This is a genomic window from Corynebacterium tuscaniense, assembly GCF_008693065.1.
In the GTDB taxonomy this organism is placed as follows: domain Bacteria; phylum Actinomycetota; class Actinomycetes; order Mycobacteriales; family Mycobacteriaceae; genus Corynebacterium; species Corynebacterium tuscaniense.
Genome location: NZ_VXKH01000017.1, coordinates 1 through 13,847 on the forward strand (window position 1 = coordinate 1; position 13,847 = coordinate 13,847).

At 61.9% G+C, this 13,847-nt stretch carries 12 protein-coding genes; 9 read left to right on the plus strand and 3 right to left on the minus strand.

Going from position 1 to position 13,847, the window contains the following annotated elements:
• From purD to F4V54_RS04990, 6 genes are all read left to right on the plus strand, one after another.
• Positions 1-1,113 (plus strand): phosphoribosylamine--glycine ligase (gene purD, locus F4V54_RS04965; protein ID WP_150386438.1); only part of this gene is annotated, 1,113 nt, incomplete at its 5' end.
• Between the two features lie 13 nt (positions 1,114-1,126).
• Positions 1,127-2,569 (plus strand): adenylosuccinate lyase, encoded by a 1,443-nt coding sequence (gene purB, locus F4V54_RS04970; RefSeq protein ID WP_150386439.1) that lies wholly within the window; start codon positions 1,127-1,129, stop codon positions 2,567-2,569.
• A 22-nt stretch (positions 2,570-2,591) separates the two neighbouring features.
• Positions 2,592-3,467 carry a phosphoribosylaminoimidazolesuccinocarboxamide synthase gene (locus F4V54_RS04975; protein WP_034662248.1) on the plus strand — a complete coding sequence of 292 codons (876 nt, stop codon included), beginning with the start codon at positions 2,592-2,594 and terminating at the stop codon, positions 3,465-3,467.
• A gap of 26 nt (positions 3,468-3,493) precedes the next feature.
• Entirely contained in the window at positions 3,494-5,611 is a 2,118-nt protein-coding gene (locus F4V54_RS04980; protein ID WP_150386440.1) for a S9 family peptidase, read from the plus strand.
• Positions 5,612-5,696: 85 nt separating this feature from the next.
• Positions 5,697-7,124: a cation:dicarboxylate symporter family transporter gene (locus F4V54_RS04985; RefSeq protein ID WP_034662254.1), complete on the plus strand. Its 1,428-nt coding sequence runs from the start codon at positions 5,697-5,699 to the stop codon at positions 7,122-7,124.
• A gap of 89 nt (positions 7,125-7,213) precedes the next feature.
• Entirely contained in the window at positions 7,214-7,888 is a 675-nt protein-coding gene (locus F4V54_RS04990; protein ID WP_150386441.1) for a DUF2334 domain-containing protein, read from the plus strand.
• On the opposite strand, the gene F4V54_RS04995 is transcribed toward F4V54_RS04990, so the two are convergent.
• The 3 genes from F4V54_RS04995 to F4V54_RS05005 are packed head-to-tail and all read right to left on the minus strand — an operon-like array spanning position 7,873 to position 10,466.
• A complete protein-coding gene (locus F4V54_RS04995) occupies positions 7,873-8,727 on the minus strand; it encodes a metal ABC transporter permease (protein ID WP_150386442.1) in 855 nt (284 codons plus the stop codon). The genes F4V54_RS04990 and F4V54_RS04995 overlap by 16 nt on opposite strands.
• The gene (locus F4V54_RS05000) at positions 8,724-9,419 is read right to left on the minus strand and encodes a metal ABC transporter ATP-binding protein (protein ID WP_150386443.1); all 696 of its coding nucleotides are present in this window, start codon (positions 9,417-9,419) and stop codon (positions 8,724-8,726) included. The genes F4V54_RS04995 and F4V54_RS05000 overlap by 4 nt, the downstream gene beginning before the upstream one ends.
• A 9-nt stretch (positions 9,420-9,428) precedes the next feature.
• Complete coding sequence (locus F4V54_RS05005) at positions 9,429-10,466, minus strand: metal ABC transporter solute-binding protein, Zn/Mn family (RefSeq protein ID WP_150386444.1); 1,038 nt, start codon at positions 10,464-10,466, stop codon at positions 9,429-9,431.
• A gap of 122 nt (positions 10,467-10,588) precedes the next feature.
• Here F4V54_RS05005 and purS point away from each other — a divergent pair, with 122 nt between their 5' ends.
• From purS to purL, 3 genes are read left to right on the plus strand one after another with little or no spacing between them, the layout of a single operon-like run.
• A complete protein-coding gene (purS, locus tag F4V54_RS05010; RefSeq protein WP_034662264.1) occupies positions 10,589-10,831 on the plus strand; it encodes a phosphoribosylformylglycinamidine synthase subunit PurS in 243 nt (80 codons plus the stop codon).
• A complete protein-coding gene (gene purQ / locus F4V54_RS05015) occupies positions 10,828-11,508 on the plus strand; it encodes a phosphoribosylformylglycinamidine synthase subunit PurQ (RefSeq protein ID WP_150386445.1) in 681 nt (226 codons plus the stop codon). The genes purS and purQ overlap by 4 nt, the downstream gene beginning before the upstream one ends.
• 5 nt (positions 11,509-11,513) lie before the next feature.
• On the plus strand, positions 11,514-13,811 hold the full coding sequence (gene purL, locus F4V54_RS05020) for a phosphoribosylformylglycinamidine synthase subunit PurL (RefSeq protein ID WP_150386446.1): 2,298 nt from the start codon (positions 11,514-11,516) through the stop codon (positions 13,809-13,811).
• Positions 13,812-13,847: the final 36 nt, after the last annotated feature.

Below are 13,847 nucleotides of genomic sequence, written 5' to 3' on the forward strand. Positions count from 1 at the left end.
ACCGCCCTGGCCCGCGAGATTGCCGCGGACCTGGTGGTCATCGGCCCGGAGCAACCACTGGTGTCTGGCGTGGCTGACGCGCTGCGTGAGGCGGGGATCCCGGTCTTCGGCCCGTCGCAGGAGGCGGCGAAGTTGGAGGGCTCCAAGACGTTTGCCAAGGAAGTTATGGCCACCGCCGGTGTGCGTACCGCGCGCGCGAAGCAGGTGACCGAACCGGACATGGTGAAGGTGGAGCTGCGCGAGTTTGGGCCGACCTTCATTGTGAAAGATGACGGCTTAGCCGGTGGCAAGGGTGTCGTGGTCACCGATGATGTGCGTGAGGCAGTGGCGCACGCGAAGGCTGTCATTGAGGGTGGCAACCCGGCGCTGCTCGAGACTTTTTTGGGTGGCCCGGAGGTCTCGCTGTTTTGCCTTGTCGACGGTGAAACCGTCGTCCCCCTCCTTCCCGCCCAAGACCACAAGCGTGCCTACGACGGCGACGAAGGCCCCAACACCGGTGGCATGGGTGCCTACACTCCGCTGCCGTGGCTGCCGGAAGATGGTGTGCAGCGCATCGTCGATGAGGTAGTTGTGCCGGTAGCACACGAGATGGTTCGCCGAGGCATCCCGTACTCCGGGTTGTTGTACGCCGGATTGGCGTGGGGCGATGAAGGGCCGGCGGTGATTGAGTTCAACGCCCGTTTCGGCGACCCGGAAACGCAGGCGGTGCTGGCACTGCTGGAGTCTTCTTTGGCAGATGCGCTTTATGCCACTGCAACAGGTACTTTGGCGGACCTGCCGCCGCTGAAGTGGAAGGACGGCTATGCCGCCACGGTTGTGCTGGCAGCAGAGGGCTATCCGGCCAACCCGCGCAAGGGAGCAGAAATTACGGGTGAGGGGTTGGACGATTCGCGCATAGTTCTTCATGCTGGCACCGCTAAGGGCGAGAACGGCGGCTACGTCGCTGCTGGTGGGCGCGTACTCAACGTGGTGGGCACCGGTGCAACCTTGGAGGAGGCCACGAAGGTGGCGTATGACGTGATTGAGAAGATCCAGCTCGACGGCTCTTTCTACCGCAAAGACATCGCACGCCCCGCGATTGACGGGGAGATCACGGTAGGCCCCTCCCGCTAGGACTCATGCGATAATGGGCCGCGTGAGTAACGCGAAGCCCAATAATGCCAACGTCCTGTCCAACCGCTACGCCTCGCCGGAGATGGCGCGGCTGTGGAGCGCCGAGCACAAGATCGTGCTCGAGCGCCAACTGTGGATCGCCGTGATGCGCGCGCAGCGTGACCTCGGCGTGGATATCCCCGACGAAGCAATTGCGGCATATGAGGCTGTGGTGGACCAGGTGGATCTTGGCTCCATCGCTGACCGTGAGCGTGTGACGCGCCACGACGTGAAGGCGCGCATTGAGGAATTCAATGCGCTGGCAGGCCACGAGCACATCCACAAGGGCATGACCAGCCGCGACTTGACGGAGAATGTGGAGCAGCTGCAGATCTACCGTTCGCTGGAGCTCGTGCGCGGTCGCGCTGTGGCGGTGCTCAACGCGGTGGGTAACCGTGCGGCGGAGTACCGTTCGTTGGTCATGGCTGGCCGTTCCCATAACGTGGCGGCGCAGGCCACCACGCTGGGGAAGCGCTTTGCGTCCGCTGCTGATGAGATGCTGGTGGCGCTCGACCGCGTGGAGGATCTGTTGAGCCGTTACCCGCTGCGCGGTATCAAGGGGCCGATGGGCACTGCGCAGGACATGCTGGACCTCGTCGATGCCGATGAGGCGAAGCTGAACCAGCTGGAGCGAGCTATCGCGCAGCATCTCGGGTTTGAGCGCATTTTCGATTCGGTGGGCCAGATCTATCCGCGTTCGCTCGACTTTGACGCAATTTCTGCCCTGGTGCAGCTTGGTGCCGGTCCGTCGAGCTTGGCGACCACGATCCGTCTCATGGCGGGCAACGAGACCGTGACGGAAGGCTTCAAGGAAGGCCAGGTCGGCTCCAGTGCCATGCCGCACAAGATGAATGCGCGTTCCTGCGAGCGCGTTGGTGGTTTCCAGGTGATTCTGCGCGGCTACCTCACGATGGTGGGCGACCTTGCTGGTCAGCAGTGGAATGAAGGCGACGTGTTCTGCTCTGTCGTGCGCCGTGTGGCGTTGCCAGATGCGTTCTTTGCTATCGACGGCATGATGGAGACTTTCCTCACCGTCCTGGCTGAGTTCGGTGCATTCCCCGCGATGATCACGCGTGAGCTGGACCGCTACCTGCCGTTCCTGGCCACCACGCGCATCCTTATGGCCAGCGTCCGCGCAGGTGTCGGCCGTGAGACCGCGCATGAGGTGATCAAGGAGCACGCGGTAGCCATGGCACTGGACATGCGCGAAAACGGTGCGGAGCAGAACCTAGTGGAGCGCCTCGCCGCGGATGATCGCCTGCCGCTCAATCAAGGGCAGCTAGAGGAGGCACTGGCGGACCGTCACGCTTTCATTGGTGCCGCAGAATCCCAGGTAGATAATGTCTTGGCGCGGATTCAGCAGTGGGCGAATAAGTACCCGGAAGCGGTTGCTTACACTCCTGGAGAGATCTTGTAGCTAAAGGCGTAACATCGCACGCATGCGTCCAGAGCTTTCTGACTATGAACATCTTTCCGCGGGCAAGGTCCGCGAGATCTATGAGATCGACGATGACACCCTTTTGATGGTGGCCACTGACCGGATTTCCGCGTTCGATTTTGCGCTCGAGCCGGAGATTCCGGACAAGGGCAAGATTCTCACCTACACCAGCGATTTCTTCTTTTCGCTTCTCAGCGGTGTGCCCAATCATCTTGCAGGCCCCCTCGATGACGAGAGGATCCCTGAGGAGGTCCTCGGCCGTGCCTTTGTGGTGAAGCGCCTGCAGATGATCCCCTTTGAGTGCGTCGCGCGTGGTTACCTGACAGGTTCGGGCAAGAAGGAGTATGACGCCAGCGGTTCCGTCTGTGGCGTCCCACTACCGGAGGGGCTCAAGGAGGCCTCGAAGCTGCCGGAGCCGATCTTCACGCCAGCCACCAAGGCGGAGCAGGGGGATCATGATGAGAATGTGCGGTTTGAGTACGTCGTGAAGCATGTGGGCAGCGAGCTCGCAGAGAAACTGCGCGAGGCCACGCTGGACATTTACACGCGCGCCGCGGAGTACACCGAGTCGCGCGGGATCATTCTTGCGGACACGAAATTCGAGTTCGGCCTGGACACAGACGGCACGCTCGTGCTTGCCGATGAAGTTTTGACCCCCGACTCCTCCCGCTACTGGCCCGCCGATTCGTATGAGGAGGGGCAGGTTCAGCCCAGCTTTGACAAGCAGTACGTACGCAACTGGTTGACCGGCCCGAAGTCCGGCTGGGACCCCGCAGAGGGCACGCCGCCGCCCGAGCTACCGGGCTCAGTGGTGGAGGCCACACGCGACCGCTACATCGAGGCGTACGAGCGCCTGTCGGGCCGCAAGTTCGTGTGATCTAGCGGGGGCTAGACTCGGTGGGCATGACTGACACGCCCACCCCACCTTCCGCACCGAAACACCCGATCACGCGCTCCTTCCATGGTCGTGACTTCGTGGATGATTATGAGTGGCTGCGCGACAAGGAATCGCCGGAAACCCTCGCCTACCTGGAGGCGGAGAACGCCTACACAAAACAGTGCACCGCGCACCTCGATGGCCTGACGGAACAGATCTATACCGAGATCAAGGCCCGCGTAAAAGAGACGGACATGTCTGTCCCGGTGCGCCAGGGCGATTGGTGGTACTACAGCCGCACCGAGGAAGGGAAGAACTACGGTATCAGCTGCCGCGTTCCTGTCGCTGAGGGTGGGGATCCGTGGATGCCGCCCACCCTGCCTGAGGATGGTTCGGGTCTGCCGGGGGAGCAGATCCTCTTGGACCTCAATGAGCTGGCGGAGGGGCATGACTTCTTCGCCGTCGGCGCGTCTAGCGTGAGCACATCCGGGCGTTACCTCGCCTTTTCGACGGACACCGCCGGCGACGAACGCTTTGACCTCCAGGTCAAAGACTTGGAAACCGGCGAGCTGTTGCCTGACATCATTACCGGCATTTTCTACGGCGCGACGTGGGCAGGGGAGAACTATCTGTTCTACATCCGCGTCGACGAGGCGTGGCGCCCGCACCAGATCTGGCGCCATAAGGTCGGTACCCCAGCCAGCGAGGATGTGCTGGTGTACGAGGAGGCAGACGAGAAATTCGGCGTCGGCATCGCTGCGGATCGCTCCGAGTCCTACCTGCTCATCCTGTCTTCGTCTTCGCTGACCACCGAGTACCGCGTCTTGCCTCTGAGCGACCCTGAAGGCGACTTCGAGGTTCTTTGGCCGCGCGAATCGGGTGTGGAGTACCACGTCGACTACGCCGCTGTTGCCGGGGAGGAGTACTGGATTGTCACCCACAATGCGTGTGGGGTGAACTCGGGGGTGGGCACGACGCGCGTAGGCAATCTTGTGTCGCTGTGCGAGCTGCGCGAGCTCATCCCGCACAGCGATGAGGTGCGCATTGAGGGCGTGGACACCTACCGTGATTTCGCCTTCGTTGCTTATCGGCGTGGCGGTATCGGCCGCCTCGCCGTCGCCGATCTGCGCCACGGCTTCGGTGAGTTCCGCGAGCTGGACTTCGACGAGGAGCTCTACACCGCCTCTTTGGGCGGCAATCCCGAGTGGGACGCACCTGTTGTGTGCGTGGTCTACACGTCCTTTACGCAGCCCGCGCAGGTGCTGAATTACCGCGTGGACACCGGTGAGTTCACGCTGCTCAAAGAGCAAGAAGTGCGCGGCGGCTACAACCCGGGGGACTATGTGGCCACCCGCATGTGGGCGACTGCGGCCGACGGCACGCGCGTGCCCATGTCGGTGGTGCGCCGCGCGGACCTGGACATGACCCAGCCCAACCCGACGCTGCTGTACGGCTACGGTTCCTATGAAGCATCGACGGATCCAGGCTTCTCCGTCGCGCGGTTGTCCCTGCTTGATCGCGGCATGGTGTGGGTCTGCGCGCACGTTCGCGGTGGCGGTGAGATGGGCCGCCTGTGGTACGACAACGGCAAGATGCTGGCGAAGAAGAACACGTTCACAGACTTCGTGGCCTGCGCAGATTCGCTTATCCGCGAGGGCCTCACCACCCCCTCCATGCTCGTCGCCGAAGGTGGCTCCGCCGGTGGCTTGCTCATGGGGGCAGTGGCGAACCTGGCGCCGGAGAAATTCGCCGGCATCCAGGCGATCGTGCCGTTCGTGGACCCGCTGACGTCGATTCTGAAGCCGGAACTGCCACTGACCGTCGGGGAGTGGGAAGAATGGGGCGACCCGTACCACGACCCCGGAGTCTACGACTACATGGCGGGCTATGCGCCGTACGAGAACGTGGAGGCGAAGAACTACCCGAACATTCTGACCGTGACCAGCATCAACGATACGCGTGTGCTGTATGTGGAGCCGGCGAAGTGGATCGCAAAACTGCGCGCCACGGCGACCGGTGGCCAGTTCCTGCTCAAAACCGAGATGGCTGCCGGCCACGGTGGTGTGTCCGGACGGTACGCGAAGTGGAAGCAGACGGCGTTCGAGTACGCGTGGACACTGCACACTGCCGGCGCGGTGAAATGAGTCACCTAAGGCACACCCGATGTGATGACAGGAAGCGCCCAGGAGTATTAATAACCTTAGAGATTCATTTCTAAGGGAGGGCCCGATGTCCACTGTCACGCCGGCCACTGGACCGCAGATTGCGGAGCCGAAGAAGCGTAAGGACAACACACACTGGCTCTACATCGGCGTCATCATTGCCGTGGTCGCGGGTATTACCCTCGGCCTCGTCGCGCCCGATGTTGCGGTGCAGTTGAAGCCACTGGGTGACACGTTCGTCTCGTTGATCAAGATGATCGTGGGGCCGGTGATCTTCTGCACCATCGTGCTGGGGATCGGTTCGGTGCGTTCGGCGGCAACCGTAGGTAAGACCGGTGGCTTGGCGCTCATCTACTTCACAGTCATGTCCACGTTTGCGCTTGCCATCGGCCTCGCAGTGGGCAACCTGATCAAACCCGGTGAAGGCTTGGGGCTCCACGGCGATGCGGCCGCCGGCGCCAAGTACGCCGAGCAGGCGGCGGAATCGGGCGGTCTCGTTGGCTTCGTCCAGGGGATCGTGCCGGAGACGTTCTTCTCCGCGTTCATTTCTGGGTCAATCCTGCAGGTGTTGTTCGTCGGGTTGCTGGTGGGCTTTGCTGTGCAGTCGATGGGTAAGCACGGCGAACCGATCCTCGGGTTTGTGGCGCACCTGCAAAAGCTGATCTTCAAGATCTTGAGCTGGATTCTCTGGCTCGCCCCCATCGGCGCATTCGGCGCTATGGCAGCCGTGGTAGGCAAGACGGGCATCCAGGCCGTGGTGCAGATGTTGGTGCTCATGGTGGCCTTCTACACCACCTGCGTCCTCTTCGTCTTTGGTGTGCTCGGCCTTGTGCTGTGGATCGTGGCGAAGGTCTCGCCGTGGTCCCTGTTCAAGTACTTGGGGCGCGAGTTCCTGCTCATCCTGGCCACCTCATCGTCGGAGTCTGCGCTGCCGAACCTCATGCGCAAGATGGAGCACCTGGGTGTGGACAAGTCCACCGTCGGCATCGTTGTGCCCACGGGCTACTCCTTCAACCTAGACGGCACCGCTATCTACCTGACCATGGCTTCCATCTTCATTGCGGACGCCATGAACATGCCGATGAGTATGGGGGAGCAGGTTTCGCTCCTCGTTTTCATGATCATTGCCTCCAAGGGTGCTGCCGGCGTTACCGGTGCAGGCCTAGCTACTTTGGCGGCTGGCCTGCAAGCCTTCCGTCCGGACCTGCTCTCCGGCGTGGGCATCATCGTGGGTATTGACCGCTTTATGTCCGAAGCACGAGCCCTGACAAACTTTGCCGGCAACTCCATTGCCACCCTCGTTGTGGGCACGTGGACACACACCGTGGACCATGAGCAGGTCAAGCGTGTGCTATCCGGCGATGACCCGTATGTTGCCGGTGATGATGATAGTCACGTGGACATGAGCAACCCCACGGTGGAGAATCCCGCCACGGCGCACCTGCAGCCAACACCGCAGGTGGATCTGTCGCAGTATCCGAAGCCGCCGCACTAACCACCGATGCAATAAACGCTGTAGCACTAGCTCCCAGCCCTCGCTCGCTTGTCCAGCGGGGGCTTCGTCGTCGCAGTAGAATGAGCGCCATGCCCGGCCACCTGCTCGTTTCCGTTTCTTCGATTTTCGATGAGACCCGTAAGGACGTCGAGAAGCTTGTGTCCACCTTGGATCAAGAGGGTGTTCCCGTGTCGATGTTGGTGGCGCCCCACATCGATAAGACGTGGCACTTGGCTAAAGACGATAAGACCCGTGGTTGGCTCAAAGAACAGATGGAGGATGGCCGTGGCCTCATCCTCAACGGCTTTGACCAGGCGGTGCAGGGCCGGCGGGCGGAGTTTGCGGCGTTGGAGGCGCATGAGGCGTCGTTACGCTTGAAGGGCGCGACCCGGCAGATGCGGAAACTGGGCTTTGACCTTGATACTTTCGCGCCACCGCGCTGGCGGATGTCGGAGGGCACGCTGGTGGCGCTGCAGGATTTTGATTTTCGGCTCGCCGCATCGACAAAGGGGATTCATTTTCTGCGTACGGGAGAGATTGAGCAAGCGCGTAACCTCTCCGTCGGTGAGGGTTTTGGTGCAGCAGGGTGGTGGCGCCGCAATATTATCGACGCCGCGGTGCGCAACGCGGAGCGTGGGAACACCGTCCGTCTGTCTGTCTCCGGACGCAACTTGGCCAAGAAGAAGGTGCGCACGGACTTCATTGCCGCCACCGTCGCCGCTGCTAACGAGGGCTTGAAGCCGGTCAACTACCGCGATCTCTGATGCGCGCCACCGAAGTTGCGTGAGCGCTGCACCCGCCCGATGACGCGGCACAGCAGGTAAATACCGAAAGAGATGAACGCCACGAACACGCTCACCGGGATGCCGGGGGCGAGTGAGATGATCATGCCACCGACTGCAGAAATCTCGGCGAAAATCAGGGACCACATGACTGCGCGCGCTGGGTTCGCGGTGATCTGCGCGGCCGCGGCACCAGGTGTGATCATGAGTGACATGACCAGCAGCGCGCCGACGATCTGCACGGATTGAGCAGACGCAACGCCGACGAGCACGGCAAACGCGATGGCCATGTAACGTACGTTCACGCCGGTAGCGGCGGACATTACGGGGTCTGCGGACGCGAAAATCAGTGGCCGCCACAGCACCACGACGGTGACCACCACAGCCACGGTTGTCGCCGCTAGAAGCCACACGCTTGAGCTCGACACCCCCACAATCTGCCCCGTCAACAACGCCAACGCCCGGTTCGAGTTACCGGGGTAGAGGTGAATGAACAGCACCGAGAGTCCCATGCCAAAGCTCATCACCACGCCAACGGCGGAGTCTTGCTGCCCTCGGAATCCTAGGACGGCGAGCGTGAGCGCGGCGACAATCGCGCCGGCGATCGCACCCACCCCCACGTTGAGCCCGAAGAGCAGTGCGGCGGACGCGCCCATAAGTGCGAGCTCCGAGGTCGCGTGCACGGAGAACGACATCTGCCGCAGCACAATGAGTGGCGCCATGACGCCGGACAAGATGCCCAGCAGCGCGCTGGCCACGAGCGTTGTCTGCACGAAGTCGAGGCTTAGTAGGTACTGCGTGGTCGCCAATGCCTCGCTCATAGGACCACCATCCGTCCGTTAGTCTCCACGACGTCGACGTGGGTGCCGTAGAGCTCGCTGAGTACATCGGATCGCATGACCTCGCGCACCGTGCCGGTGACATGGCCGTTCGGGCCAAGGTAGAGCACGCGGTCCACAGCATCCAAGAAGGGGTTGATGGAGTGCGTCACGCACACCACGGCCGCACCGCCATCGGCGAGTGCGCGGAAGCGGGTGACGGTGTCGCGTTCGCGGGCGATGTCGAGGGAGAGGAGGGGTTCGTCGGCAAGCAATAACGCGGGATTGTTGACTAGTGCCTGGGCGTGGCGCACGAGTTGCTGCTGCCCGCCGGACAACAGCCCCACGCGCTGATCTGCGAAGGCGAGCGCCCCTACGCGAGCGAGGGCCTTGTCCACGTCTTTTTTCTTCGGTCCCCGCCGCAACATCCGGTGATCCATCGCGAGTGCCACCAAATCGCGCGATCGCACCGGCAAATCCTGCGGAAACATGGACTGCTGCGGGATGTAGCCCACGCGGCCATTCACCGCGACGGTGCCATGCGAGAGGGGCTGGGTGCCCAGAATCGTGCGCAAGAGTGTGGACTTTCCCACCCCGTTGGGGCCGAGCACGCACACGATTTCGCCGCTGTCCAGCACGAGGTCGAGGCCCGACCAGAGCGGCTGAACAGCGGCGTCGTTGAACTGCAGAATCACGGTGAAAGTCTAACCGGCAAAGTTGCCCAGTTGCGCATCAGTGCGCGGTTCCGCTTCGTCGACGATCTTCTGCACGTTGTCCACAATCTGTTCGAAGTAGTCCAGGAAATCCATGCCCTCTGGCGGGGTCTCGTTGATCTCCACGATGGGTAGGTTCTGCTTCTCCGCAGCCTCTTTTAGGCGCTGCGTGGCGTTGTTCGTGGACTGAGTGTTGACTACGAGGAAATCTAGAATCCCACTGTTGATGAGTTCGAGGAACTCCGCGACCTCTCCTGCGGATGGCTCGCTTTCATTGAGAGTGGTCAGCAGGTACTTCTCCGGGGTCAGGTCGTGCAGCTCAGTGCCCCAGATCATCGGCGCGGCGATCGGCTCCGTCATTGCCAGGTGCACGTGCGGCATCGCGTTGAGCTTCTCGGTGATCGCGTCCATGCGGCGGTCAACCTCGCTCGCATCACCGCCAGCTCGCTTAGCGACGGCATCCGCCACCTCCTTCACCTTCCCCGGCGCCAGCCAAATGTGCTCGAGGTCATTGATGTCCGTGGGGATCTCGGTGAAGTCGTGGCCGTGATCGTGGCCAGCGTGATCATGGTCGTGGCCGTGATCATGGTCATGGTGCGCGTGCTCGTCATGCTCACCGTGCTCACCGTGTGCGTGTTCGTCATGTGCATGCTCGTCGCTTGAAAGGGGGATGGCGTGGATCACGCGGTCCTGTTCGGCGACGCGGTAGAGGTTGGCGTCATAGTGCCCACCGTTGGCCACGACGGTGCCGGCTTCACGGATATTGGCCAGGTCGGCTGCGGAAGCCTCGTAGGTGTGCGGGTCAATCGACTGGCCCGAAATGATGGCGGGCACCTCTTTGTCGGTGACGGCGGAGGCGACGTCGGCCCACACGCTGGTGGTGGCGATGATGTTGGTGGGGTCGGCGGCCTTGGTGGCGTCGACAGCTTTTGTGTCGGCGGGTTCGGAGGAGCAGGCGGTCAGCCCTGCACCCACGAGAGCAAGTGTGGCGAGCGCGGCTGAGGCGCGGTGAATTCTCGTGTTTCGCATAGGTGCGATTTAACCAATAATGAAAACTGTTTTCAACTCTCTTGTTGGGTGTAAGCGGGGTGTCCAGCGCTTCCGATATACTGAACCGCGTCTTCAGACCTCCAAAACTGTGAAGGATTCTCATGGCACGAGTCGTTGTTAATGTCATGCCCAAGGCTGAAATTCTGGATCCGCAAGGACAGGCTGTGCACCGAGCGCTGGGGCGCATTGGTGTGAACGGGGTGACGGATGTCCGCCAAGGTAAGCGTTTTGAGCTAGAGGTTGAGGACTCCGTGACTGATGAGCAACTGCAACATCTTGCGGAAACGCTGCTGACCAACACGGTGATCGAGGACTTTGTTGTCGTGCGGGAGGACGCCCAGTGAGCGCGACCATTGGTGTGATCACCTTCCCTGGCACTCTCGATGATGTTGATGCGGTGTGCGCGGTCCGTCTCGGTGGGGCAACCCCGAAAGGGTTGTGGCACGCAGATGAGGATCTGTCGGGCGTTGACGCCGTCATTGTTCCCGGTGGTTTCTCTTACGGTGACTACCTGCGTTCTGGTGCGATCGCTGCGATGGCCCCGATGATGAAGGCTGTGGTGGAGGCTGCCGGTAAGGGCATGCCTGTGCTGGGCATTTGCAATGGTTTCCAGATTCTCACGGAGGCTGGTCTACTGCCGGGCGCGTTGACTCGTAACAAGGGCCTGCACTTCCACTGCACGGACACGTTTTTGGAAGTGGCTAATGCGGAGACTGCGTGGACAAACCAGTTTGAGTCCGGCCAGAAGATCCTTGTGCCGGCGAAGCATGGGGAGGGCCGCTTTCAGGCGGACCAGGCCACCATCGATGCGTTGGAGGCTGAGGGCCGCGTGGTGTTCCGCTACACGGATAACTTCAATGGCTCCATGAACTCCATTGCGGGTGTGACGAGTGAGAACCGTCGTGTTGTTGGCCTTATGCCACACCCGGAGCATGCGATTGATCTGTTGACTGGCCCGTCCGAGGACGGTCTGGGTCTGATCCATTCGGTGCTGAACGACATTTCAAAGATCGGAGCGTGATCCACGTGCAGGTTAAAAATGACACCGTCGAGGTCGCGAAGAGCAGTCCGGAGCTGGAGCAGCCATACGAGGCACTGGGCTTGAAGGACGATGAATACGCCCGTATCCGTGAGATCTTGGGCCGCCGTCCGACGGACGCGGAGCTCACCGTGTACTCGGTGATGTGGTCAGAGCACTGCTCGTATAAGTCTTCCAAGGTGCACCTGCGCTACTTCGGCGAGACGATGACGGAGGAAATGGCCTCCAAGATCCTCGCCGGTATTGGGGAAAACGCTGGTGTGGTGGATATCGGTGGCGGTGACGCCGTGACGTTCCGCGTGGAAAGCCACAACCACCCCTCCTTCGTGGAGCCGTATCAGGGTGCCGCTACTGGCGTGGGTGGCATTGTGCGCGACATCATGGCCATGGGCGCCCGGCCGATCGCCGTGATGGACCAGCTGCGTTTCGGCGCCATCGACGCGGAGGACACCAAGCGCGTGCTGCCGGGCGTTGTCGCCGGTATCGGTGGTTACGGCAACTCGCTGGGCCTGCCAAACATTGGCGGGGAGACCGTCTTTGACGCTGCTTACGCCGGAAACCCACTGGTCAACGCATTGTGTGTGGGTTCGCTGAAGGTGGAAGACCTTCACCTGGCGTTCGCATCCGGCACCGGCAACAAGGTGATGCTCTTTGGTTCCCGCACCGGCCTTGATGGCATCGGTGGCGTGTCTGTGCTGGGCTCTGCCTCCTTCGAAGAGGGCGAAGAGCGCAAGCTGCCGGCCGTCCAAGTGGGGGACCCGTTCGCCGAGAAGGTTCTCATCGAGTGCTGTCTTGAGCTGTACGCCGCCGACGTTGTCGTGGGGATACAGGACCTTGGTGGCGGTGGCTTGTCTTGTGCGACCTCCGAGCTGGCAGCTGCTGGTGACGGTGGTATGCGCATCAACCTCGATGCTGTTCCGCTGCGCGCGGAGAACATGACCGCCGCGGAGATCCTCGCCTCCGAGTCCCAGGAGCGCATGTGCGCCATTGTGGCCCCGGACAACGTGGAGCGTTTCAAGGAGATCTGCGCCAAGTGGGATGTCACCTGCGCTGAGATCGGTGAGGTCACCGACGAGGATGATCGTCTTGTCATTACCCACAACGGTGAGGTCGTGCTTGATGCACCGTCGTCCACCATTGCGGATGAAGCACCGGTCTACGAGCGTCCGTGGGCGCGGCCGGAGTGGCAGGATGAGGTGCAGGGAGGGGGAGACGTCGATAAGCCTGAGCAGCTACGTGAGGCCTGGCTGAAACTCGTGGCATCCCCCGCGCTGTGCTCGCGCGATTGGATCACCGAGCAGTACGACCGCTATGTGCGCGGCAACACGGTGCAAGCGCGGCACGCGAACTCGGGCGTTCTGCGTATCGACGAATCCACGGGCCGCGGCGTAGCCATCTCCGCCGATGCATCTGGCCGCTACACCTTCCTGGACCCGAACATGGGTGCGCGACTGGCTCTGGCGGAGGCGTACCGTAACGTGGCCGTCACGGGTGCTCGCCCGGTGGCGGTGACGAACTGCTTGAACTTCGGTTCCCCGGAAAACCCCGATGTGATGTGGCAATTCCGTGAGGCTGTGCATGGTTTGGCGGACGGCTCCCGTGAGCTGGGTATCCCGGTCTCCGGTGGCAATGTGTCCTTCTACAACCAGACCGGTGATACACCGATTTTGCCGACCCCGGTGGTGGGTGTTCTCGGCGTGATTGAGAACGTGGCGGATTCGGTGACCCACCGCGTGGTGAACAATGAGGACAAGGATGTCCTCGTGCTGCTTGGTGAGACGAAGGATGAGTTTGGTGGCTCCGTTTGGCAGGAGATCTCCGGTGCAGGGTTGTCTGGTCTGCCGCCGCAGGTGGACCTGGCTAATGAGGCGCGTCTGGCTGATTTCTTCTGTGACAAGGCCGAGGGGCTTACCGCCGCCCACGACCTGTCTGAGGGTGGCCTGGGTCAGGCTGTTTTCGAGATGATTAAGGACACAGAGAAGGGCGCTGAACTGGACCTGTCCGGCGTTTATGCCGACGCATTCACCGCCCTGTTCTCCGAGTCCGCATCTCGCGTACTGGTGGCGTGCAGCCCGGACCGCGTTGACCGCGTTGTCGCCGATGCCACTGAGCTGGGCATCCCGGTGGCCATCGTTGGTTCCACCAACATGAGCGGCGAGATCACCTTCGCCGACGGCACCCCGGCCGCTGGCCAGTCCGTGAGTGTGGCACAGCTGCGTGAGGCATGGTCGGCGACGATGCCGGGCTACTTCGCCCACGCAGATGCGCCGAACTCAGCGGTGTAGCCGGTTTAGCGCAGCAACACCAGCGGCCCCCGCGAT